The following is a 25,522-nucleotide window of genomic DNA, read 5'->3' as shown; positions in this document are numbered from 1 at the left end:
ATACAAAAGGAAGCATATGGTAAAAATATTGCTGATAGAAGATGACAGGCGCTTGGCTAGTTTTATTCGAAAGGGATTGGAGGAACAGCTTTTCTCCGTAAAATGTGTTTCGAGCGGCTACGAAGCCCTGGCAGTGACGCAAGATATTTACTTTGATCTGATTATACTGGATATCATGCTTCCCGACGTATCCGGATTCCAGATATGCACTGCTATTCGCGAACGAAAAATTACAAGTCCTTTAATTATTTTGAGCGCTTTGGATAATCCGGAGGAAAAGGTAAAAGGACTCCAGGCAGGAGCGGATGATTACCTCGGAAAGCCTTTTCATTTCGAAGAGCTACTTGCACGCATTAACGCGCAATTACGACGAAAATCTTTTGAAAAAGGTATTCTGGATGTACAAAAATACGCAGATCTTGAAGTCAATATTGCGGAACAGGGAGCAAAACGTGCCGGGAAGAATATTCTGCTTTCACCTCGTGAATATAAGCTTTTACTATTCCTGCTAAACAATCGAGAACGAGTGGTTTCCCGCACGCAGATTGCAGAAGCGGTATGGGATATCCATTTTAATACGCATACCAATGTGGTAGATGTATATATTAATTATCTGCGAAATAAAATTGATAAGGGCTTTGCCGCGCCCCTCATCCATACTGTGAAGGGGAGGGGGTACATGCTTAAACAAAAAGAAGAATGACGCTGAGGTTAAAACTCGCTTGGAACTCAACGCTTATTGTTACGCTTATTTTAGGAATCACGTTTACGGGGACCTATCTACTATTCAGGCAACATGTTAAGCATTCATTTTTTCAACAATTACAATCGAGGGCCTTCACAGCGGCTTTTTTTCATTTGGAGAAGGATGAACTAAATGCGCAAAAATATGAGCTGATTGAGCAGCGATATCGTGAAATTCACCGAGAATCTATTCGATTCTTCGATAAAAGCAACCGCATGGTCTTCGAGTACGATACCCTTCAATATCAACTATCAGATGAAGTACTCGGTCATGTACGACAAAAGAAAGTTTTATATTTCACTGATAATGAACGTCAATTTGCAGGTATCTTTTATCGCGACAATGAGGGGGATTATGTTGTTGTTGCTTCCGACACGGATAAGGAGGGGTTGGCTCAGCTCGATAAATTAAAACGCTATCTCTTGATATCCTTATTATTGGGTGTTTGCCTAAGCTTCCTGTTTACGCACTTACTGGCGAAGCAAACATTCCGCCCTTTTTCTCAGCTAATTCAGGACGTAAATTCTATTACGGCGAAGAATTTACACGCCCGGTTGGCTGTAGGCACAAAAGAGAAAGACGAGCTTACCGCACTAACCGAAGCGTTTAATCGCTTTCTGGAACGATTGGAAAAGGGGGTAGACAGCCAACGCAGCTTTCTAAAACACGCTTCGCATGAATTGAAAACACCTTTGGCAGCGATTATTAGCAACCTGGAGATCACCTTATCGCGTCCCCGGACACCGGACGAGTACCGGACACAGATGGGTTCAATACATGTCGATGCCCTTCATATTAAATCTATTTTGGAAGGTTTACTACTTCTATCGGGCTTGGAAGCTTCTTCCGATGTGCCATTTGCCCCCCTTCGTGTGGATGAATTATTATGGGATCTACTGGAAAAAACAAGTATTACCCATCCCGAGGCATTTATACACATCGACTTGGATCAAGTGGAACAAAAGCCCCACCTATTGGAAGTGTCGGGTAATCGCGACTTGCTAATGATCGCAATCGGCAACTTGGTCGACAATGCACTTAAGTTTTCAGACAATCAACCTGTTTTCGTACAATTAAGCGAGCATGAACAGCATCTACAGCTGATAATCAAAGACAGGGGAACAGGAATAGATCCGAGCGAATTAGCGCAGATCTTTAACTTGTTTTATCGCAGTCCGAAGAATCAGGCCATACCGGGACACGGTATCGGGCTGCATTTGAGTAAGCAGATATTCGACTTACATCGCATCCAAATTACCGTTCGCTCAGCACTGGGTAGCTATACGGAGTTTGCTTTATTATTCCCATCTTTTAGGTAAGTTGGTAAAATTTCCTTATTTTAAGAGCCGCATTCATCAACATTTACCCAATCATGTCGAATTTCGATGCCCATAATACCACCTTCGCGCAAGCGGTTTCCTTTATCAACCACACCAATCGTCCGGTGTTTCTAACCGGCAAAGCGGGGACGGGAAAAACCACCTTCCTTCGGTATATAAAAGAACATACGTATAAGAAGCTTGCCGTGGTAGCTCCTACGGGTGTAGCGGCTATTAATGCGGGCGGAACCACACTCCATTCGCTTTTTTTCTTGCCTTTCGGTATGTATTTGGCTGATTATACACTTGATTGGAACGATCCGAGCGATTTGATCTACAACAAACAACGCCTTTTCGGAAAAGTAAAACTCACTAAACAACGACGAGCCATTTTACAGGAACTCGATCTATTAATCATTGATGAAGTATCTATGTTGCGGGCTGACACACTTGACGCTATTGATACAATCTTGAGATGGGCCAGACGCAATGCAAGTCCTTTCGGTGGCGTTCAGATGTTATTCATTGGTGATCTGTACCAATTGCCTCCTGTGGTTAAGAGTCATGAGCAAAACTTGCTATATCAGCATTACAGAAGTCCTTTCTTTTTTGATGCCCATGTTATGCAGGAAGCTCCACCGGTTTTGTTGGAACTGAATAAGATTTATCGACAAAAAGATGCACGTTTTATTTCTCTGCTCAATAATATTCGAAACAACTGCTGTTCAGGAGAGGAGCTGGATAGGTTGAATGCGCATTATAAGCCCGACTTTAGTCCTTCGCCGAGCGAAACCTTCATTACTTTGAGTTCGCATAACCATATTGCGGAGCAAATCAATCAACGTAAATTAGAGTCCTTACCGGGGCACGCTGTTTGCTTCGAAGCTGCCATCAAAGGTGATTTTTCAGAGAACTCTTTTCCTACCGAGGGTAGATTGTACCTTAAAGAAGGTGCCCAAATTATGTTTATAAAAAATGACAAAGGAGAAGACCGACGTTACTTTAACGGAAAAATTGGCGTAGTCGACAAAATTGATGCTCGACATGGAGAAATAAAAGTTCGTTTTCCCGGAGAGAAGGAACTATTCACGGTCGAACAAGAGGAATGGAAAAACCTTCGTTATAATTACGATAAGCAAAGCGATAAAATCAGCGAAGAAACACTGGGAACCTTCAAGCAATATCCTATTCGTTTAGCTTGGGCCGTCACTATTCATAAAAGTCAGGGCCTAACCTTTGATAAGGCGGTTATTGATGCCGGATCCAGCTTTGCCGCCGGGCAGGTGTACGTTGCGCTAAGTCGGTTAACGGGATTGGAAGGATTGGTCCTCCGATCAAAGATTTCGCCGGCAAGTATCCATACGGATCCACATGTCGTGGCCTTTTCCAGTCGTGTTTTATCGGAGGATGAGATTGCAGAAGTGCTACTGCAAGAGCAGAAATCCTATCTTTTGAATAATCTTAGCAAAGCTTTTTCCTGGGGTACTTTGGCGCTTGAAACTAATACCTTCAAAAACGATGTACTAACCAAGAACATTCCCGATAAGAGCCTTGCATATAAGAAAATCGACGCCATATGCTATACTTGCAATCAGCAATTTGAAGTTGCAGAGAAGTTTAATGCCTGGTTAAATAAGGAATTCCGGCATTTAGATGATTTAAACATTGAACTCATTCATGAACGTACTCAAAAGGCCGCTGCTTGGTTCCTCAAAAGTTTAGAGGAGGAGCTTATCACCCCCCTTCAACAACATATGGATGCATGGGCTGCTAAAAAGAAGAATAAAAAATATCAGAAAGAGTTGGCAGACTTATTGTTGACCTACCGGCGGAAACAAGAACAAATCAGGCAAAGCACGTTTATTACGCAAGCCATTCGTGAAGGAAGAAATATACAAGATTTGATCTATGAGGTGGCCAAGCACCAACAACAACATCTTCAGGTAAAAAATGAACAACAACCCAAAAAGAACAAGTCGGTCGTTGGTGAAACGAAACAGATTAGTCTCAAACTCTTTAAAAACGGACATACAATTGATGAGATAGCTACGCTGAGAGGACTTACAACCGGTACCGTTATAGCGCATTTAACAAATTTCATCGGCACCGATTTGCAGGCGAGTGATCTCATGTCTACCCGTAAACTTGAAATTATCATACCCTTGTTGAAGCAATATCCTCAAAAAACAATTACCGAAATTCGCGAGCTGCTTGATCGGCAAGTAGAATTTCATGAAATACGCATTGCACAGGCAGCCTTGCGGCAAGCGACAAAAACAGGCACGCTCGCCTAGCTCTCGATTATTTCATATGAAGTGCTTGCTGTACACTTGGTGCATCATCTTGAGATGCTATCTTAAATATCTCTTTATTATCATAGTTTTGAAAGAGGGTGCGTAACAGCATCACAGCACTGGCTCTAACATAAGAACGTTCGTCGGCTGTTGCCATTTTTTTTACGGTAGGGTAAATCTGCTTTAACTCGTCCTTTGTGAATTTTTCAATCGCGCCAAGCGCCATCAAGCGTATCATCCAGGCACTATCGGTTAAAGCCGCAACAACGATCTCCTTCGCTTTAGCACTATCCAATACATCATTCAGGTTTTCCAATACTTCAAAGCGATCCATAAACAAGGGGGCGTGTTTGTATTGATAAGCCCATTCGTCAAGCGATTTACTTTGCTCTTTCTTCCCAAGGATACACTTTTTTGCATCAAAATTAATTAATTGTGGACTTTTAGTGGCCGGCAAGTGAAAAGTTTGCTCCTGTTTAGTTAGTGTAACCGTTTGACGATCAACATGACCATCTACATAGATGTCAATCGCAATAGGTAGTTTATAGAGCGGCATACTAGCTAAGTCCTGCTTTTGAGCAATTTGTACAATCACCTGTTTTGTGCTGTCTTGATAGTGCGTTTTTATTTCCAAAAGCGGATGACCGGCGGCCAAAAACCACTGATCAAAAAACCAATTAAGATCTTGTCCTGTGACTTGCTCAAAAGCTTGGCGTAAATCATGGACCTCAACAGACTGATAGGCATGTTTTTTTAAATAAAGTTGAAGTGACGCAAAAAAGGCGTCATCGCCAACGGTTTCCCTTAACATATGAAGAATACGCCCTCCTTTTTGGTAAGACACTTCATCAAACATCTGTTCCCGATCCGCATAGTTAAATCGAATAAGGTCGAGCTCTTTGTTTTTGTCCTTCGCAAAATAAGCTAGCTCGTCATTCAATGCATGCATATCCGCCTCTTCTCTTCCATACTTGTGTTCCAGCCATAAGTATTCGCCATAGGTGGCAAACGACTCGTTGAGTGGTAAATTGGCCCAGGATTCAGCGGTTACTAAATCGCCGAACCAGTGATGGAATAACTCGTGAGCAACAATATCTTCATACGTTTCATCCTTATATTCAGCCGGCGTCATATTCATTCGATCAAAGAATACCGAAGCCGATGTATTCTCCATGGCCCCACTTACAAAGTTCCGCACGACAATCTGAGCATATTTATCCCAGGGATAATCCACGCCCAATTTTTTCGAATAGAATTCGAGCATTTCAGGTGTTTTTCCAAAAATCATGGAGGCATATGGCGCGTATTTCGGTTCCATGTAATAGCTCACCTCCTTTCCGCGCCATTGATCTTTGACAATTTTAAAGTTTCCTGCCGCAATCATGACCAAGTACGGCGCGTGTGGCAGCTCCTGCTTCCAAATATCGGTTCTCGTACCATCGTTATTTCTTTTCGATTGCTTTAATAAGCCATTTGATAGGGTAATCATCGAATCAGGAACCGTTAGCGCAATTTGTTGCGTCATTTTCAGCATGGTGTTGTTAATCGTCGGGAACCAATTAGAATTGCATTCGGTTTCGCCCTGAGACCATAGTTGTCTTGGAATGCCTGCTAGTTCATCGGGCTGGATGAAGTATAACCCTCGATCATCGGGCGAAGCAATATCTTTTCCTACTTCCAACTGATTGGGATTGGCGGTATATTCAATAAATATTTTAAAGAGCTCATCACGGTTATATTTTCTATCCAAGGCAATGGCAAGCTTCTTTCCGTCATAGGTGAAAGGTAACTTTTTCCTCGCCGCATCTTGCAGCAGCATGACCGCTTTTACTTCGAAGCCGTTGGCATCCAGTATGACCGAATCTTGTGGGTAAAAATAACTTTGTAGCGTAAGTGTTGCCTTTCCGAATACGCGCGCCCGTTCCCAGTCGAAACGAAGGTCTAAGTCGGTATGCTTTATACTTATTTTAAGCGGATAAGAAGCGTGGTAAACATCCGCGTTCGGTGCGTTGGCGTATATATTAACCGGAGGAATATCGACATGTTTCGTTGTTGCGCAAGACCAACAACTCAAGAGCAAACAGGTAATAGAAATGAAGAGGGAGTTTCTTGACATTATATACGACTTTATTCAGCTAACAGTTTATTGATTTCTTTTTCGAACTCTTGAGTGAACTCGGTATAGTGTTTTCCTGTTGCTGGCCCGCTGAAGCCGGTGTGGATTTTATCAACCGTGCCGTCCTTCTTGATGATGATGGTGGTAGGAAAGGCAGAAAAATTATCCAATGCCGGTATACTTTCTTCCACTTGCCCTTTATCGTTTGTATAACCGGTTAAGAGGATCGGATAGTTCACTTTAAATCGATTTTTTAAGTTCAAAACAGCTGCTTTGGCCTTGTCCATTTCTTTATAACGTTCATAGGCCAAGCCGATAATCTCCAAACCTTTGTTCTTATATTTTTCATAGAACGGTGCTAGAAAAGCGGTCTCGTCCATACAATTGGGGCACCACGATCCCAAAAACTGAACCACTACCACTTTATCTTTAAAACGATCGTCGCTTAACGAGACTTTATTGCCGTCAAGATCCTGAAAGCTGAACGTTATGCGATCGTTTCCGGGTTTTAGCCCGGCAATCTTGTAAGCATCGGGCAACATCGCATCTTCGTCACGTCTGGCCGACCAATTCATCACGGAGCTCGGTCCGGCATACATCTTGCCTTTAATAATATCACTGCCATCAGTTAGATCTCCCGTGAATAATACAGGGCTAGAGCCGCTGAAAGCGGATACCATAAATGTTTTGTTATCCACTACACCACTTAGAAAACGATAGTCTCCAGTTGTTGTAAGAAACGATCCATTCACTTGATTGCCGGATTGCTCAAATTCGCCTACCGCAAAAGTCGTATCGGTGCCATTATTTTTATAAAATTGAACAGACCATCTGCCCGTCATATTAATGACACCTGAATTCTCTTCCTTCACAAAGCGAAACGATTGGTTGGATTCAGCCATGAAGGGCATGGAAATCGTTTTGTTTGGTAAATGCTTAATCCATTTTCCCTGTAATCCATTTGCCGTTTTTACAGCCCTGATCTCACTTTCATAAAGTGGGGTCTTTATAAAAACGGAATCAGCGGTTTCTTCTATCTCATTGATATTCAAACGCTCTTTCCCGTTCAAAAAGGCCATTTGTTTAACCCCCAAGGAATCATATATTTCGAAATTGAAGGGGATATCCACCGAATTATCCGTTTGTAAAGCACCTCTCCACACACCGTTGGTAAGCTGGTTTGTTTTGTCTGTGCAACTTGTAAAAGCGAGGGCTGTGAACAAGCTAAGGAAAAGAAAACGCGCAATATTCATCGTATTATTATTAAGCATTCGGATATCGTTCAATATCCATGCCGCTAAAATACTAATCTTTCGCTTATTATTAGAAGTGATACTAAAAGCCCTCTTTTAATATAGACCGAGCAATCACCATACGCTGGATTTCTGAGGTGCCCTCATAGATTTGCGTTATCTTGGCATCGCGCATGAGCCGCTCAACATGATATTCCTTCACAAAACCATAGCCTCCATGAATCTGTACCGCTTCTACGGTTATGCGCATGGCCGTATCAGAGGCAAAAAGTTTAGCCACCGCCGCAGCTTCCGCATAGGGTTGATGCTGATCTTTCAGCCATGCGGCCTTCAGGCACAACAAACGTGCAGCTTCTATTTGCGTATACATGTCTGCCAACTTGAATTGAATGGCTTGATGCTCGGCAATGGGTTTTCCAAAGGTTGTTCTTTCCTTTGCGTATTTGAGCGCTAGCTCGTAAGCACCGGAGGCAATACCTAATGCCTGCGCTGCTATGCCGATTCGGCCGCCTTCTAACGTTTTCATGGCGAATTTAAAGCCAAAACCGTCTGCTCCAATTCTGTTTTCCTTTGGTACTTTGACATCCGAAAATTGTAAGGAATGGGTGTCTGAGCCCCGTATTCCCAGCTTATTTTCCTTGGGCCCAATTGTGAATCCAGGGGAATCTTTTTCTACGATGAAAGCGTTGATCCCGCGATGCCCAAGGTTGGGGTGTGTTTGTGCGATTACGAGATACACAGCAGCGTTGCTCCCATTGGTAATCCAATTTTTAGTTCCGTTAAGTAGGTAGTAGTCTCCCTTATCTTCCGCAATCGTTTTTTGCGAAGTGGCATCCGAGCCGGCTTCGGGCTCGGAGAGACAAAAAGCACCGATCTGTGTTCCCGCAGCCAGTGGCTTTAGGTATTTTTCTTTCTGCTCTTCTGATCCGAATTTCTCTAAGCCGTAACATACCAGGGAATTGTTTACTGATACGACAACGGAAGTCGATGCATCAATTTTAGACAATTCTTCCATAACGAGCACATAAGAGACTGTATCAAGTCCTGCCCCATTATAGGCAGGATCGGTCATCATCCCAAGAAAACCTAATTCGCCAAGTTTTTTGACTTGGTCTGCTGGAAATTGTTGTTTTTCATCACGTTCTATTACACCGGGTTTTAGTTCAGTTTGAGCAAAATCGCGTGCTGCGTCTCTGATAAGCAATTGTTCTTCAGTTAATTCGAAATTCATAATGCTAGGGTTTGTTCCAAATTTACTGATTTTTTATTATGCAAGCATAATATTTTTGAAATACGAATACGAGCAAAACGAATTAAGACGCAAACCTTAACCTGGGGTGTAGGGAAGATAACCTTTGAATTCAAAAAAACTCATTATCTTAGCAAAAAATAAGAACCATGACAGACATAGCTAAACAGGAAATTTTTGCCGAAATAGAAGAAACACTTAAAAAACAGGGTTTTCACATCGATAAACAGGATCAGACACGTCCATGGGGTGGTTTTTTTGTGATCGACGAGAACCAGGCGCAACAGTTTGCAGATACATACTTCAACGGGCTGAATGTGCAAGACCTAAAAATATCAGGGAAATTAAGTCCAAAAATATTAGTTGTAGCACCACAAAAACGTTTGTCATGGCAATACCATCACCGCCGTGCGGAGATATGGCAAGTTGTTAAAGGAGACGTTGGTGTGGTAATAAGTGATACAGACGTGGAGAATGAAGTGAAGACAAAACATCCCGGTGATGTCATCAAGCTTGAAAAAGGAGAGCGCCATCGTTTGGTAGGCTTAGACGGATGGGGTGTGTTGGCAGAAATATGGCAACATACAGATATCGATAATCCTTCGGATGAAGATGATATCGTACGGGTGCAAGATGATTTTGGAAGATAGGTACAATTAGCCAATGAGCTATGTAATTATTAGCCAATGGTCGATTGATATTTAGTAGTCAATAAAGTAATGAAGTAATACAGCTGATGGCTGGTTGCGGATAACTGATAACTAAAATATGACAAATTACAACGAAGACAGTATACGCTCGCTCGATTGGAAAGAACATATCCGGTTGCGGCCAGGTATGTATATCGGTAAGTTGGGCGATGGATCAGCATACGATGATGGAATTTATGTGCTTTTGAAAGAAGTGGTTGATAACTCCATTGATGAATTTGTAATGGGGGCGGGAAAAACAATCGATATCAGTGTCAGTGAGTTAAAAGTCTCCGTACGCGATTACGGTCGTGGTATTCCGATCGGAAGTGTGGTTGATGTTGTCTCCAAGATCAATACAGGTGGAAAATATGATAGCAAAGCTTTTCAAAAATCGGTGGGACTAAACGGAGTCGGTACGAAAGCAGTCAACGCGCTCTCTTCATCCTTTGTCGTACAATCGTATCGAGCGGGTCGTACGCGTATTGCTGAATTCAGCAAAGGAGAACTCTTGAAAGATGAGGAAAAAGAAACCACGCAGCGCAATGGCACCGCGGTCACCTTTGTTCCAGACGATAGCATCTTTAGAAACTATAAATATAGGCCCGAGTTCGTTGAAAATATGATTTGGAATTACGTGTTCCTGAACACGGGATTGACGGTAAATTTCAACGGACAAAAATTTGTTTCGGAAAATGGCTTGCGCGACTTATTAGAGCGTAATATTGATGTGGAAGGTATGCGCTATCCCATTATTCACTTAAAGGGAGAGGATATTGAGATCGCGTTGACACATGGGCAACAATATGGAGAAGAGTATTACTCTTTCGTAAATGGGCAGCATACTACGCAAGGGGGTACGCATCAGGCTGCCTTCAGAGAGGCTGTCGTGAAAACCGTACGTGAGTTCTATAAAAAGGAATTTGATGCATCGGATATCAGGGCTTCCGTAATTGGGGCCATTGCCATCAAAGTGCAGGAACCTGTTTTTGAATCGCAAACGAAAACTAAACTGGGATCGCAAAGTATCGGCCCCGATGGACCAACCGTGCGCACCTTTATTAACGACTTTGTAAAGAAATCGCTGGACGATTACTTGCACAAACATCCCGATACGGCGGACGCTTTATTGAAGCGTATTCTACAATCTGAACGGGAACGTAAGGACATAGCCGGCATCAAGAAATTGGCCAACGAGCGGGCAAAAAAAGCCTCCCTGCATAATAGAAAGTTACGCGACTGTAAGATTCACTATGACGATAAAAACGAGCGTAATCAGGAAACTACCTTATTTATAACCGAAGGTGATTCTGCCAGTGGTTCTATTACCAAATCCAGGGACGTACAAACACAAGCGGTATTTAGTTTGAAGGGGAAGCCCTTGAACGCCTTTGGGCTAACGAAAAAGGTGGTGTATGAGAACGAAGAGTTTAATTTACTCCAACATGCCCTGAATATTGAGGATGGTATAGACGGTCTCCGCTACAATAATATTGTGATTGCAACAGATGCAGATGTTGACGGAATGCACATACGCCTATTGTTAATGACCTTTTTCCTGCAATTTTTTCCTGATTTGGTAAAGGCAGGACATGTTTCTATTTTGCAAACCCCTTTATTCCGGGTGAGAAACAAAAAGGAAACGATCTATTGCTATAGTGATGAAGAGCGTCAACGGGCGATTATAAAATTAGGTGGCAAGCCGGAAATTACCCGATTTAAAGGATTGGGAGAGATTTCGCCCGATGAGTTTGGTCTTTTCATTGGTAAAGACATGCGCTTAGATCCTGTGATCTTGTCCAAAGATCAGAAAATTCAGCAATTGCTTGAATACTATATGGGTAAAAATACGCCGGATCGGCAAAAACATATCGTGAACAACCTACGTATCGAGCAGGATGTTTTAGAAGAAGAGGCTGCGGCCGCTAAGCTTGCCGATGAATTGAAGGCAGCGGTTTAACGAAATGGAACAGACCCTGATACTTGTTCACTGTACCGATGCGGTCGGTTTAGTTTCGTCCATCGCACACGTCGTAGCAAAATATGGTTTGAATATAACTACCATGCGTGAGTATGTGGACGAAAGTACCAAACGTTTTTTTTCGCGCATCGTTTGCATGGGAAAGGCCGTTGACCCTGAAAAATTAATGCAGGAGTTATTGATGATCCTACCTAAAGGTGCTTCTGTAAAGGTGAATCCGCCAAAACAGAAGCGCCTTGCCATACTGGTCACCAAAGAACCGCACTGCTTGGGCGATACACTGGTGCGCTATTTTTTCAATACACTGGGTGCCGATGTCTGTTGCGTTATCGGAAATTACGATCACCTGCGGTCTTTTACCGAGCGTTTTAATGTACCTTATCACTTTGTAAGCCATGAAGGGAAAACAAAGGATGAATTTGAAAAGGAGCTGCATAAAACAATTTATAGCTACAGTCCGGATTATGTTGTATTAGCCAAGTTCATGCGCATTTTATCACCTGTTTTTATCGCGCATTATCAAGGAAAGATCATCAACATTCATCATTCCTTCTTACCGGCCTTCATTGGAGCGAACCCCTATCAGCAAGCATATACCCGCGGGGTAAAAATTATCGGTGCTACGGCCCATTTTGTAACAGACGATCTGGATGAAGGACCGATTATTGCACAAGACGTAAAACCGGTCAACCATACGTATACAGCTGACGATATGCGCAAAGCAGGAAAAGAAATAGAAAAGGCGGTTTTAAGTAAAGCACTGTCGTTGATTATCGAGGACAGAGTCTTTGTAACCGGTAATAAAACGGTTGTTTTTGAGTAATTAATTGTTAAGGTGCGCCTTATGTAAGCCAAAGGCCCTCCTTTCTGCAAAGTGATTCATCCACGAATCGCTTTTTTTTGTAGATATTTTCCAATCCCTCGAACAGGACGTTTCTCTTTTTTCCATAAGTAAAAATACTTCTTTACTACTTATTGTAACTTATACACAATTTCTAATTTTTTCTTGCATCCTATAGGATCATTGTTTATGTTTACGGCAACCGAATTAGAACTTTATTAGAATTTACAAAAACCAATAAACTAACATATGATTCTACTAGTCGCGCGGAATAATTGTGATTAGTACAATTATAGACTTTTAACATTATAAACAAACCAGCTATTATGAACTTAAATCGAAGTGATTTTAAGCGTGTATTATGCGGGGCTCTTTTGGTAGCGGGATTTCACGCACCTTATGAAGCTTTGGCAAAAACCAATTGGCTAGCGAGGGAAGTTAAGGATAATCTCTCGGCCGTTAAGCAACAATCAACAATCACCGGAAAAGTCAATTCCATGACAGGCAACGAGGGAATACCCGGTGTAAGTGTATTGGTAAAGGGCTCACAAAAAGGAACAACTACCGATGTCGACGGGAAATTTAGCTTAGAGGGGGTGCCGGCTAATGCTACCTTGGTTTTTACCATGGTGGGCTATAAAACACTGGAAGAGCCCGTAAATAACCGCAAATCAATAACCGTCACCCTTCAGGACGATATTGCCAATCTCGACGAGGTCGTGGTGGTGGGTTATGGAACACAAAAGAAAGAAACCGTTACCGGTTCGGTCGTATCAGTAAAAAGTGAAGAATTGGTCAAGTCACCTTCGCTCAATGTCTCAAATTCATTGGCAGGTAGAATGCCTGGTGTCATCGCAACTCAAAGCAGCGGCGAGCCGGGAGGTGATGGTTCTAACATTAAGATCCGGGGAACAAATACCTTGGGAAATAGTAGCCCGCTCATTGTTATTGACGGTATACCGGCAAGACAAGGGGGGATTGAACGGCTGAATCCGGCAGATATAGATAACATTTCGGTGTTGAAAGATGCTGCAGCAGCTATTTATGGTGCTCGTGCTGCTAACGGGGTCATACTAGTAACAACCAAAAGAGGTAAGTCCGGCCGACCTCTTCTATCTTATACCTACAATCAAGGCTTTGCGCAACCAACGGTGATCCCCGAATTGGCAGACGCTGCGCAGTATGCCGAAATGCGGAATGAACTGGAGGTTTTTAAACTTCCTGTGAACGAATGGCAGGCAGCAAACAGCGCCTTTAGAGAAACAGGCTCCTACACGCGCTCCAACGGATCGGTTCTTACCGCACCATTTCTTCCGGCAGATTTCGAAAAATTCAAAGATGGGTCCGACCCATGGGGACATCCCAATACCGATTGGTACGATGCTACGCTGAAAAATTGGTCGCCTCAGGCAAGACATAATGTACAGTTGACCGGTGGTTCTGATAACTTTAAATATTTAACGTCCATCGGTTATCAAAATCAAGATGGTTACTACAAAAATTCAGCTACCGGCTATAAGCAATATGATCTGCGGATCAACCTCGACGCAACAATCAGTAAGTATGTGACAACGAAAATCGGTGTATTGGGACGTCAGGAAAACAGGAATTACCCAACTAAATCCGCCGGAACTATTTTCAGGATGTTGATGCGTGGTAATCCTACCATGCCTGCCTTTTGGCCAAATGGTTTACCCGGTCCTGATATAGAAAACGGAGAGAATCCCGTAGTGATCACAACCGACCAAACCGGTTACGACAATAATAAGCAGTACTTTTTTCAAACAAATGGCCAGGTCGATATTACCTTCCCTTGGATTGAAGGGTTGAAATTTACAGGTACGGCGGCCATTGATAAATATATCAAGCAATCGAAGAAATGGGAGACTCCCTGGAATCTTTATACTTGGCAAGGAGCATATGAAGACGATGGGGTAACACCGCAACTGGTGCGTGGTAGACGTGGCCCTGCCGATCCTCGCTTGACACAGGCAAACGAAGATCAATTAAACATTCTTCTCGGAGGTGTTTTGAATTACGACCGCTCTTTCGGTGATCATACCTTTAATGTAATGGCAGGGGTGAACCGCGAAACGATCGATAACGAAAACTTCAATGCCTACAGACGCTATTTTATTTCAACCGCTATTGATCAGCTGATCGCAGGAGGAGAGCGCGAAAAGAATAACAACGGCGGAGCCTGGAAACGCGCAAGACTGAATTATTTTGGTAGGGTTGGATATAACTATAAAGAAAAATATATTGCTGAATTTCTATGGCGATACGATGGCTCTTATATGTTCCCGGAAAACAGTCGTTTCGGCTTCTTCCCGGGTGTTCTCGCAGGTTGGCGAATCTCAGAAGAGAATTTCTGGAAAGAGAATATTTCTTTCATCAACTATTTAAAGCTCCGCGGTTCATGGGGTCGAATGGGTAATGATAATATATACTTCAAAAATAACTACGCAGAAGGGCAATACTTAGAGGATGACGCTAGATTGCAAGAATACCAGTATTACTCAACCTATGGATACGGCACCTATATCGTTGATGGTTTATTGGTTAAATCATTATATGAATCGCGTGTTCCTAACACAATGGTAACATGGGAAGTTGCTGATAATTATAACTTAGGTTTGGACGGTCAGCTCCTCGATGGTAAGATCAATTTTGAGTTTGATGTATTTATGAATAAACGTTCGAATATTTTATGGCAGCGAAATGCTTCGATACCGCAAAGTACCGGTATGACACTACCTGCTGAAAATATCGGAAAAGTGGATAACAAAGGATGGGAGTTCAATATTGGTTATAATGGTGCAGCAGGAGATTTTAAGTATAACATTAACGTCAATGGAGGTTATACCAAAAACAAAATCAAGTTTTGGGACGAAGCACCGGGGGCACCTGAATGGCAGCGTACAACGGGAAGGGTAACAGATGCTCAACTATATTATATTTATGACGGTGTGTTCCGCGATGAGGCTGATATTGCGGCTAATACATTGGATTATAGTGCGATTACCAATAACCTACGTCCGGGGGACATGAAGTATCAAGATTTTGACGGAGATGGAAAAATTACACCGGACGACCGTGTTCGGCGTGATAAGAATAGACAGCCTACTTTTCAGGGTGGTTTGAATATTGGTATGCAATATAAAAACTTCGACCTGACTATCTTATTCCAAGGTGCTATGGGTGGTGAACTCCGGGTCGGTTCGGACGAATCGGGGGCCATCGGGAACTACTTATTGGAATTTTACGAAAACAGATGGACGGTTGACAACCCAAGCAGCGAACATCCACGCATTACAGATCGGAGCGATCAATACTATTCCTATAACAATACCTATTGGTTGCAAAGCACTAACTATATCCGCTTGAAGAATCTGGAATTAGGCTATACCCTGCCAACCACAATCGGCGAAAAAATAGGGATCAGTAACCTGAGGGTATACGTAAGTGGATTCAATTTGCTAACCTTCAGTAAAATGAAGGCTTATGATCCGGAATCAACCAACGTATTGGGACAGTATTATCCGCAATCACGCATTATTAATACAGGATTGGCGGTAACCTTTTAATGAAAGAAATCATGAAGAAGTCATATAGAATATTAGGTGTTATAGCCTTGTTTTTACTGGGAATAGTCTCCTGTAAAACTGATTTTTTGAACACGGAGCCGATGACCGAAGTGCCTCAACAAGTGGTATGGAGTGATGCCGGTCTGGCAGAAGCATTTATCCTTGAGATGTATAATGGAATCGGGCAGGGGGGCTTTGAAGAAGAAATGCAGTCGTCCATGACCGACGAATCGATGTTTACCCATCCCGGAAGAGGAATAAATACCATTACAGAATCTCGTTCAAACCCCGCTGATCAAGGGATGATCAAGAGAACGTATCTATGGGATTCGCTCTACATGCGCATCCGGGCAACCAATATTGCCTTGAAAAATCTAGCGACGCCACAGTTTGAAAATACCAATAACCTGGTAGAGCGTTTAAAGGGAGAAGCACACTTTTTAAGAGCCTATTATTATCAGCAATTGCTTCGTTTTTATGGAGCAGTGCCACTCATTAATCGTCCTTATGAATTAGGGGAAGCAGATTATACCGTTCCTCGTAATACGTATGAGGAATGCGTCAATTTCATCGTAGCGGATTGTGATACGGCGATTAATTTATTGAACGGGCTCACAGCGAGCACGGGTAGGGCAACCAATGTGGCGGCGATGGCATTGAAGGCTCGAGTACTGGTATATGCTGCGAGCGATTTACATGATATACCTACGGCCTCCGCTAAATCCCCAACCATAGCAGGTTATAGTAATAAGGAATACTTGGGCTATGTAAGTGGAAATCGGATGGAGCGCTGGCAAAAAGCGAAAGATGCTGCAAAGGCAGTAGTGGACCAGTCGGCATTTGCCTATAAAATGGACTTAACGGGTCCCGTTAGTCCGGAAGAAGGAACGGAAAACTACATGGTGTTGTCGTTGGGGGGTGGTAGCAGGGCCGTTGCGGGAGATGGTGGACGAGAAATACTATTGGGACGCTTTTTCGTCGACCTGAAAGACGAGGCAGGTAACTGGCTCGGAAGAAATAATGGACCGAATGGTTATCATAACTGGGCAGGAAATACGCCAATACAGAATTTGGTAGACGATTACGAGATGATCGATGGCTCGCGCTTTAGTTGGGATAACCCCGTACATAAAGCCGCCCCTTACCAAAATAGGGATCCCAGAATGTATGCCACCATTTTACACGATGGATCGGATTGGAAACCACGTACGGATGATGTGAAAGGACGCGATCCTAATAATCAGATACAGACAGGGCAGTATCAGGTAACTAATGCTTCCGGACAAGTGGTGACGCAATATGGATTGGATACCAGAAACAGTCCAATTGAAGATTGGAACGGCACGCATACCGGTTATTACTTCCGCAAATTTACCGATCCGGATCCGGCTGTGGTTGACCAAAACACGCGTCAATTTATCCCCTGGCCGGTATTGAAGTACACAGAAGCCGTATTAAACTACGTAGAAGCCTGTATAGAATTGGGCGAAGATGGAGAGGCGCGTAACTGGTTAAATAAAATTCGTTTCCGTGCAGGCATGCCGGCAGTAACCGAATCCGGTGATGCACTGCGGCAACGTTATAGAAATGAAAGACGGGTAGAGTTAGCCTACGAAGAACATCGCTTCTTTGATGCGAGAAGATGGATGATTGCGCCTACAACTTTAGGAAACAAAATCAGAATCATCCGCATATTTGGAACGCTGAAAGATGGTAAGCAGGTGCGTGTTTATAAGTACGACCCCGAAAATTATAATTACACGTATACGCCCTCGGAGCTCGATCCCGGTATCGAAAACCGCCAATGGTTAGATAAAATGTACTTTATTAGTATCCATCGCGACGAAATGAATCGAAATGCAAAGCTAGTACAGAATCCAGGGTACTAATTTTTAACGAAAAGAGACCTCGGAAAATGGATCACCCAGTCACTATTCGGCTGGGTGATTTTTTTTAAACGCTTAGTTCCCCATTCAACTATTTCTCTACTAACGAATCAGCTTCCTGTCATCATTTCCGTTTTTTTCAAAACTTTTACGGCCATTCATTAGTTTTACAGAAATCAGTTAACAATAACAGTATGGAATATAGAAGAATGGGCCGTACGGGGCTACAGTTAAGTGCACTGTCCTTTGGTTCTTGGGTAACCTTTGCGCGGCAAGTGGATGATACCTTAAGTGACCGTCTAATGGGTATCGCTTATGACGCCGGGGTTAATTTTTTTGATAATGCGGAAGTTTACTCACGAGGTGAATCAGAAAGAATGATGGGAAGGGTGTTAAAAGCAAAAAGCTGGGAGCGCTCTTCCTATGTTGTCTCCAGTAAAGTCTTCTTCGGCTGGAAAGGACCCGATAAAAAGCCAAATCAGTATGGATTAAGCCGCAAGCATATCGTGGAAGCTTGTCACGAAGCCTTGCAACGTTTACAGGTTGAGTACCTTGATCTCTATTATTGCCATCGTCCTGATAAAAATACACCGATGGAAGAAGTGGTTCGTACTATGAACACATTAATTCAGCAGGGGAAGGTTCTCTATTGGGGTACCAGTGAATGGAGCGCTGCGGAAATTGTAGAGGCCTATGCCGTTGCTGCCAAATTGAACTTGGAACCGCCGGCCGTTGAGCAGCCTGAGTACAACTTATTCCATCGACAAAAAATAGAGGTTGATTATTTGCCTATCTTCCGTAATCTTGGCATGGGAACTACCATCTGGAGCCCCTTGGCTTCGGGGCTATTAACCGGGAAGTACAATGAAGGCATTCCGGAGGGGTCGCGTTTGGCACTGGAAGGCTATGAATGGCTGAAAGATAAGTCCTATACGGATCAAAAGCTCGGAGCTGTGAAGAACCTGAAAAAGGTAGCCGATGAATTAGGGGCCAGTTTGGCAACTCTTTCCATTGCCTGGACGCTTACGAATTCAAATGTGACAACCGCGATTCTTGGTGCAACAAAGGATAGCCAGCTTCAAGAAAATCTAAAGGCCTTGGAAATCCTTCCAAAATTAACACCTGAGTTATTGGCGAAAATTGATGATATTATGGGAACGGCACCGCTATTGCCGGAATATTAAGTATAAGTTAGTTGCCAGTTACGGGTTACAAGTTGCCGAAAGCTTTCAACCCATAACTGGCAACACGCAATTAGCGTTTCTCACCGGCCGCTTTGAATTCCGAGCCCTCTTTCCATTTTGGAAAGCTGCTTTCCTGAGTCAGCGTATAGCCCACATCAAAGAATAAGCGTAAATCTTCTACCATACCATCCAACTTCCATGCGTCATCGAATTCGTCAGCAGGTTGATGATAGCGTTTTTCATTATATGCTTCTTTTTGTGCTAAACCAAATTCTTCGCCCTTTCCTAATACATCATCGCCGGTACTTGGATATAATGCGGGTATACCAACCTTTGCAAAATTGAAATGATCTGAACGGAAGAAATGTCCGGCAGATGGATTCGAATCCGGTTTAATTGTTCTTCCCTGTTTTTTTGCTGCAACTGCCGCATAGTCGTCCATTTCCGATTGTCCGAGCCCGGTTACAATGAGATCTTTAGTCCTGCCAATGGGTGCTAAAGCATCCATATTAATGTTGGCTACTGTCTTTGCCAATGGATAAATCGGATGGGTTGCGTAAAACTCGGATCCCAATAATCCCTCTTCCTCGCCTGTCAAAGCAATAAAAAGTACCGAACGCTCAGGAGCTGTCTTTGCAGCTTTAAAGGCTTTTGCAATCTCAAATAGACCTGCTACGCCGGTGGCGTTATCAACCGCACCGTTATAAATAGAATCGCCTTCGATGGCCTCTCCGATGCCTAGGTGATCCCAATGTGCCGAGTATATAATGTATTCATCCGGACGTTTACTTCCTTTTAATTTTGCTACTACATTATTGGACATGGACTTTTTCGTTTCTTGCGTAATGGTGGTGCCTGTCGTTAGCTTTAAGTCTACCGCCTTGAACCCCGGCTTTTTAGCTTGCTCCAAAACATCCATGGACACGCTGGCAAGTTCAAATAGCCTTTTGGTGGCATCGGCAGTTAACCAACCTTCAAAAGCACATCTCGAAGCGCCATTGTCTTCGGTTTGTAGATTGAGCTGCGGTCCACTCCAGCCGCTTCTTACCACGTTCCACCCGTAACTTGCAGCTTCTGTATTATGAATAATCAACACGCCTGTCGCACCTTGCCGGGCCGCTTCTTCGAATTTATAGGTCCAACGACCGTAATAAGTCATCGTTTCTCCTTTGAATAGGTCCTTGTTGTAAAATCCGGGATCATTTACCATGACCACAACTGTTTTTCCTTTTACATCGAGTCCTGCATAATCATTCCAGTTGAACTCCGGAGCAACGATACCGAATCCGGCGAATACCACATCCGAGCTTTTAACTTCAATAGCAGGCTGAACTCTTCGACTACCTAAAACAACTTCGTCTAGCAATTTAAAATCTACTTTCCCTTTAGATCCCGTAAAGGACAGAATGGCTTTCGGATTTGATTTAATTTCCACCATAGGCACTTCCTGGAAATAACTATCCTTATTCCCCGGTTCGAGGCCTATGTCTTCAAAAGCCCGTTTGATATACTGGATGGTCTTTTCTTCTCCCTTGGTAAATGGCTTTCTACCTTCGAGGCTATCGCTCGATAAATCCTTCACATATTGTGCAAGACTTGCTTCATCGATTTGTTTAAAAGCCGCTGAATCGGTTGTACCAGCCCCTTTTTCTCCGCTGTTACAAGCGAATAAAGAGGGAATAATAAGCGCTAATGCGTATACAGTTTTCTTCATGTCGTAAAATAAAATTTAAATTTAACCCATTCGGGCATAGGATACAAATAAAGGAATGTGATTATTGGCTTTTTCACTAAAACAGGCGTTTCGCTTTTAGCATCTACGATGGTGTTTGTATTAAAAACGTTTATTTTAGTCAATTTTATTTTACGTCACACCTGTCCAAAATAAATTTTCTGGACAAAAAAGAGGAGGTTTTCGGCTATAAGAGGCTCTATTTTTATTGGGAAAGCAAAAGTTTCCATGGGTGTTGGTATAAATTTAATATGACTATCGGCTTTCTAACCTAAAACAGGGATCAATTTAACACATAGATAAATTGTTTATATTAAAGGAACGATTATTTTATTCAACTTTTCTTGATAAAAGTTGAGCAAAATCAAGGCGTGTGTAGGCTACCTTGCATCTGATGGCAAAGCATTCATGGCGCGTATTGGAGCCGTTTCACTTCCTCAATCCGCTTGGGTAGTGCAACATGATCAGCGATGCAAATGCTTTGCTGCTCGTTGCTTCGGTATCCTCCAAGGCCATTTTACCCACGCACAGGGCTATATTAGGGCTGAAGATAATAATACGTCCGGTTAAAAGTAAAAGCCCTACGTTCTAAAAAATGCCGCCTCCAAAATTTACAAATAGCACGAGGAGGCACGATCCGTTCCTGTAAATTTTAAAGCGGCGAGCTTTCTTTGCTTCTTTATTTCGCGGAGAAAGAAAGAAGTTAAAATAATCGTTCTATTTTTTAAGTAAACCGACCAACGGAGCTCCCATATTTCCTAATTATTATTTAACGTTTTGGACGGATATGATTTTACGTCTGTCTGTAGCAAAGTTCCAAGCGATGAGTTTATTCACACATTGCTTATTTTAAAGGTGTTCATGAGCTTCCTACGGTAGGTTTTGGTTACCTTTTACGGACCTTGAAAAAGCTTGAGCTCCTTTAAAAAGAATGAATTCGCGAAAAAACTACGAAGTAGCATGAGTGCCTTTTAAAACAAACAATAACGAATAAAAGTAACTAAATAAAAGTTCCTTTTGAAATGCTGAACTTGCTACCCATAATTCCTCTCTTAAATACCAAAATGTTTAGTATTTTTACGGCGCTTAATGATGTCATGAATAGCTTTAAGGAGTTATTACCGTCACAATGACAAAAAATGGCATCGGAAATAGTAAGCAAATTGCTAAAAGCTAATACCTAAAGGCTATAAAAAAATGAGCGAAGAAACAGACAATAACGAACTTTCAGGAAATAACGACGAGGCTTTAAGCCATAACCAAACGATTCCAATATCCGGTTTGTACGAGAATTGGTTTTTGGATTATGCTTCGTATGTCATACTTGATCGGGCGGTGCCGCATATCAACGACGGTTTAAAGCCGGTACAACGTCGTATTCTCCATTCATTAAAAGAAATGGATGACGGGCGCTTTAACAAGGCCGCCAATGTGATCGGTAATACCATGAAATACCATCCACATGGCGATGCCTCAATTGGTGATGCCATGGTTCAGATCGGGCAGAAAAATCTGCTCATCGATTGTCAGGGAAACTGGGGGGATCCTACAACGGGTGATTCTGCAGCAGCGCCTCGTTATATAGAAGGACGTCTGAGTAAATTTGCCAATGACGTTGTTTTCAACCCGGATACCACCGAGTGGCAATTGAGTTATGATGGTAGAAATCGTGAACCGGTTACCTTACCGGTTAAATTCCCCTTATTATTAGCTCAAGGTGCTGAAGGTATTGCGGTCGGTTTGGCTACGAAAATTATGCCTCATAACTTTGTAGAATTGCTGGATGGATCGATTGAAGTTCTTCGTGGCGGACGCCCCAACCTTGTGCCGGATTTTCCGACAGGTGGATTGGCTGATGTCTCCGCCTATAACGAAGGCATGCGCGGTGGAAAGGTAAAAGTGAGAGCACGCATTGAAGAGCGCGACAAAAAGACCCTAGCTATTACTGAAATCCCTTATGGAACTACAACCGGAGGTTTGATCGATAGCGTAATCGCTGCAAACGATAAAGGTAAAATTAAAATCAAAAAAATAGAAGATAATACAGCCGCAACAGTGGAAATTGTAGTGCATTTAGCCCCCGGGATTTCTCCGGATGTAACAATTGATGCGCTTTATGCCTTTACTGATTGCGAAGTTTCTATATCACCGAATACCTGTGTCATTCGTGATGATAAGCCACATTTTATGAGTGTTAATGATGTGCTTATCGAAAATACAAAACATACAAAAGGTCTACTCAAGCAGGAATTGGAGATTCGCCTAAATGAATTGCTGGAAAAGATTTTCTTCAGCTCCTTACTAAAGATCTTTATTCAGGAAGGGATGTATAAGCATCCTGATTATGAGAACGCGGGTAATTTTGAGATTGTTGTGGACGTCTTAAATCGTTTGTTCACACCCTTCTTTGACCGCTTCTATCGCGAAATACTTCCTGAGGATTATAAAAAACTAATCGATAAACCGATGAGTAGCATCACCCGCTTCGACGTGAAAAAGGCGGATGAGCAGATGAAAGTTTTAGAGGATGAGATAAAGGAAGTCAAATACAACCTTAAGCATCTAACGGATTATGCAATCGCCTGGTTCCAAAAATTGAAGGATAAATATGGTAAAGGTCGTGAGCGGAGAACAGAGATTCGCATATTCGAAAAAGTCGAAGCTTCACAAGTGGCCTTAGCCAATGTTAAGCTATACGTAAATCGAGCAGATGGTTTTGTTGGAACAGGTTTAAAGAAAGATGAATATGTTGGTGATTGTTCGGATATCGATGATATTATCACATTCCTAGAGAACGGTACTTGCCTGGTAACCAAAGTGCAGGATAAAGTGTTTGTTGGGAAGGATATCATTCATGTTGGTGTTTTCAAAAAGGGAGATGAGCGTACGGTCTATAACATGATCTATCGGGACGCAAAAACAGGTATATCCTATGTCAAACGCTTTTCGATACTAGGTGTTACGAGAGATAAGGAATACGATCTGACCAAAGGAAGTAAAGGATCAAAGGTGCTTTATTTTACTGCAAATCCGAACGGGGAGGCTGAGATAGTAAATGTACAGCTTAAGCCGCATTCCAAACTGAGAAAACTACAGTTTGATCTAGACTTTGCCGAAATTGCGATTAAGGGTAGGGCCTCGCAGGGTAACATTGTTAGCAAATATCCCATTAAGAAGATTATCCTGAAATCAAAGGGTGTCTCTACCTTAGCCGGACGGAAAATCTGGTTCGATGAGGTGCTGAATCGGTTGAATGTAGATGGCCGAGGGAAGTATTTAGGCGAATTTGATGGGGATGATCGCATATTGATCGTAATGCCCGATGGCACCTATAGCTTAAGCAGTTTTGAGCTTACGAATCATTTCGATCCGAAAATGCTGCGAATTGAGAAATATAATCCGGAGCAAGTTTTTACTGCAATACATATCGATGGCAAGACCGGAAACTACCTCGTAAAACGATTCGTTTTCGAAAATACACCCGTCGGTAAAACAACCTCCATTATCAACGAGGAGGCTGGTTCTAAATTGGTACTTCTTACAAATGGAAAGGATCCAATCATTAAATTGGATGTATTAAAAGGAAAGACGCAAATTCCGGAAACAATCGAACAACATTTGAATGAAATTGTTGATGTGAAAGGAATGAAGGCACAGGGAAATAGGCTTAGTTCACACGATGTCAAAAAAGTTACGTTGTTGTCTGGAGAAGAAGCGTATGTAACCGGACATGATGAAGAGAAAAAGAGGGAAGATGCAATAGCAGACCCGGATGAGGAAAGGGTAGAGGACGAAACGGTAGCTCCTTCGGAGCCATCCGAGAAGCCAAAGCCAAAAATTGACTTGGAAATTACCAATCCGGATGATATCGACTTGGATGATAGTGGACAACAATCATTGTTTTAATGATCTCCTGCAAATTGCCTGTTACTAAGAGCAAAAGTATAAGATCGATGACTAAGCGGTTTAAATGCAAGCCTTAAGTCATATGTTATACCAACTGGCTTAAAGTGTGAAAAATTTTATAAATTGATAACAATAATGAAAGCTGATAGCTTACGGCTGGCAGCTTACGACCGTCCCGGTGGGATGGTATTTACTTTGGATTCTTAATTTAGGTTTATGAAGGCGACATTTGGAGGAGGCTGCTTCTGGTGCACAGAGGTTATTTTTCAGCAGCTTGACGGCGTTAATTCCGTGCTACCCGGCTATATGGGAGGACATAAAGAAAATCCCACTTATAAGGAAGTTTGTACAGGAGAAACCGGGCATGCAGAAGTAGTACAGATTGACTACGATCCGCAAAAGATCTCTTATAAGAAACTATTGGGCATATTTTTTAAAACCCATGACCCCACTACCTTGAACAGACAGGGGAACGATATAGGAACGCAATACCGTTCAGCGGTATTTTATCATAGCCCGGAACAAAAGTTTGAGGCCGAGACCTTAATCAACAAACTGACAGAAGAGAAGATTTTTGACGATCCCATTGTAACAGAGGTGGTAGAGGCTAGAACTTTTTATGAAGCAGAGGACTATCACCACGACTATTTTAATAATAACCCGGATAATCCTTATTGCGCGGCTGTAATACAACCCAAATTGCAAAAATTTCTTAAGAGCTTGGAAAAAGCCTAAGTGAT

At 42.6% G+C, this 25,522-nt stretch carries 16 protein-coding genes; 12 read left to right on the top strand and 4 right to left on the bottom strand.

Going from position 1 to position 25,522, the window contains the following annotated elements; all coding sequences use genetic code 11:
• Positions 1-16: 16 nt before the first annotated feature.
• Genes E0E36_RS01060 through E0E36_RS01050 form a run of 3 tightly spaced genes read left to right on the top strand, consistent with a single transcriptional unit; the run spans position 17 to position 4,358 of the window.
• Complete coding sequence (locus E0E36_RS01060) at positions 17-703, top strand: response regulator transcription factor (protein WP_130854453.1); 687 nt, start codon at positions 17-19, stop codon at positions 701-703.
• Positions 700-2,064, top strand: coding sequence for a HAMP domain-containing sensor histidine kinase (locus E0E36_RS01055; protein ID WP_130854452.1), 1,365 nt, complete (start codon positions 700-702; stop codon positions 2,062-2,064). Before E0E36_RS01060 ends, E0E36_RS01055 begins: the two co-directional genes overlap by 4 nt.
• A gap of 53 nt (positions 2,065-2,117) precedes the next feature.
• Entirely contained in the window at positions 2,118-4,358 is a 2,241-nt protein-coding gene (locus E0E36_RS01050) for a helix-turn-helix domain-containing protein (RefSeq protein WP_130854451.1), read from the top strand.
• Between the two features lie 7 nt (positions 4,359-4,365).
• On the opposite strand, the gene E0E36_RS01045 is transcribed toward E0E36_RS01050, so the two are convergent.
• The 3 genes from E0E36_RS01045 to E0E36_RS01035 all read right to left on the bottom strand — a co-directional run bounded on the left by E0E36_RS01045 (position 4,366) and on the right by E0E36_RS01035 (position 8,958).
• The gene (locus E0E36_RS01045; protein WP_130854450.1) at positions 4,366-6,474 is read right to left on the bottom strand and encodes a M1 family metallopeptidase; all 2,109 of its coding nucleotides are present in this window, start codon (positions 6,472-6,474) and stop codon (positions 4,366-4,368) included.
• Between the two features lie 11 nt (positions 6,475-6,485).
• Positions 6,486-7,745: a peroxiredoxin family protein gene (locus E0E36_RS01040; RefSeq protein ID WP_242627103.1), complete on the bottom strand. Its 1,260-nt coding sequence runs from the start codon at positions 7,743-7,745 to the stop codon at positions 6,486-6,488.
• 64 nt (positions 7,746-7,809) lie between these two features.
• Complete coding sequence (locus E0E36_RS01035) at positions 7,810-8,958, bottom strand: acyl-CoA dehydrogenase (RefSeq protein ID WP_130854449.1); 1,149 nt, start codon at positions 8,956-8,958, stop codon at positions 7,810-7,812.
• A gap of 167 nt (positions 8,959-9,125) precedes the next feature.
• On the opposite strand from E0E36_RS01035, the gene E0E36_RS01030 reads away from it, so the two are divergent.
• The 6 genes from E0E36_RS01030 to E0E36_RS01005 all read left to right on the top strand — a co-directional run bounded on the left by E0E36_RS01030 (position 9,126) and on the right by E0E36_RS01005 (position 19,144).
• Positions 9,126-9,626 carry a cupin domain-containing protein gene (locus E0E36_RS01030; RefSeq protein WP_013664933.1) on the top strand — a complete coding sequence of 167 codons (501 nt, stop codon included), beginning with the start codon at positions 9,126-9,128 and terminating at the stop codon, positions 9,624-9,626.
• A 118-nt stretch (positions 9,627-9,744) separates the two neighbouring features.
• A complete protein-coding gene (locus tag E0E36_RS01025; protein ID WP_013664934.1) occupies positions 9,745-11,625 on the top strand; it encodes a DNA topoisomerase IV subunit B in 1,881 nt (626 codons plus the stop codon).
• Between the two features lie 4 nt (positions 11,626-11,629).
• Entirely contained in the window at positions 11,630-12,469 is an 840-nt protein-coding gene (gene purU / locus E0E36_RS01020; RefSeq protein WP_130854448.1) for a formyltetrahydrofolate deformylase, read from the top strand.
• 344 nt (positions 12,470-12,813) lie between these two features.
• Entirely contained in the window at positions 12,814-16,074 is a 3,261-nt protein-coding gene (locus tag E0E36_RS01015) for a SusC/RagA family TonB-linked outer membrane protein (RefSeq protein WP_013664936.1), read from the top strand.
• A gap of 11 nt (positions 16,075-16,085) precedes the next feature.
• Positions 16,086-17,963: a RagB/SusD family nutrient uptake outer membrane protein gene (locus E0E36_RS01010; protein ID WP_013664937.1), complete on the top strand. Its 1,878-nt coding sequence runs from the start codon at positions 16,086-16,088 to the stop codon at positions 17,961-17,963.
• A gap of 191 nt (positions 17,964-18,154) precedes the next feature.
• The gene (locus tag E0E36_RS01005; RefSeq protein WP_130854447.1) at positions 18,155-19,144 is read left to right on the top strand and encodes a potassium channel beta subunit family protein; all 990 of its coding nucleotides are present in this window, start codon (positions 18,155-18,157) and stop codon (positions 19,142-19,144) included.
• Between the two features lie 70 nt (positions 19,145-19,214).
• On the opposite strand, the gene E0E36_RS01000 is transcribed toward E0E36_RS01005, so the two are convergent.
• A complete protein-coding gene (locus E0E36_RS01000) occupies positions 19,215-20,858 on the bottom strand; it encodes a M28 family metallopeptidase (protein WP_130854446.1) in 1,644 nt (547 codons plus the stop codon).
• A 372-nt stretch (positions 20,859-21,230) separates the two neighbouring features.
• Here E0E36_RS01000 and E0E36_RS00995 point away from each other — a divergent pair, with 372 nt between their 5' ends.
• From E0E36_RS00995 to msrA, 3 genes are all read left to right on the top strand, one after another.
• Positions 21,231-21,446 carry a hypothetical protein gene (locus E0E36_RS00995; protein ID WP_130854445.1) on the top strand — a complete coding sequence of 72 codons (216 nt, stop codon included), beginning with the start codon at positions 21,231-21,233 and terminating at the stop codon, positions 21,444-21,446.
• 627 nt (positions 21,447-22,073) lie between these two features.
• A complete protein-coding gene (locus tag E0E36_RS00990) occupies positions 22,074-24,782 on the top strand; it encodes a DNA gyrase/topoisomerase IV subunit A (protein WP_130854444.1) in 2,709 nt (902 codons plus the stop codon).
• 216 nt (positions 24,783-24,998) lie between these two features.
• A complete protein-coding gene (msrA, locus tag E0E36_RS00985) occupies positions 24,999-25,517 on the top strand; it encodes a peptide-methionine (S)-S-oxide reductase MsrA (RefSeq protein ID WP_013664942.1) in 519 nt (172 codons plus the stop codon).
• The last annotated feature ends 5 nt before the right edge of the window (positions 25,518-25,522 follow it).

Origin of the sequence: Olivibacter jilunii, from assembly GCF_900607235.1 — a bacterium.
GTDB classification, from domain to species: Bacteria; Bacteroidota; Bacteroidia; order Sphingobacteriales; family Sphingobacteriaceae; genus Olivibacter; species Olivibacter oleidegradans.
The sequence above is the reverse complement of the archived record's forward strand: the minus strand, read 5'-3'. Positions and strand labels throughout refer to the sequence as shown.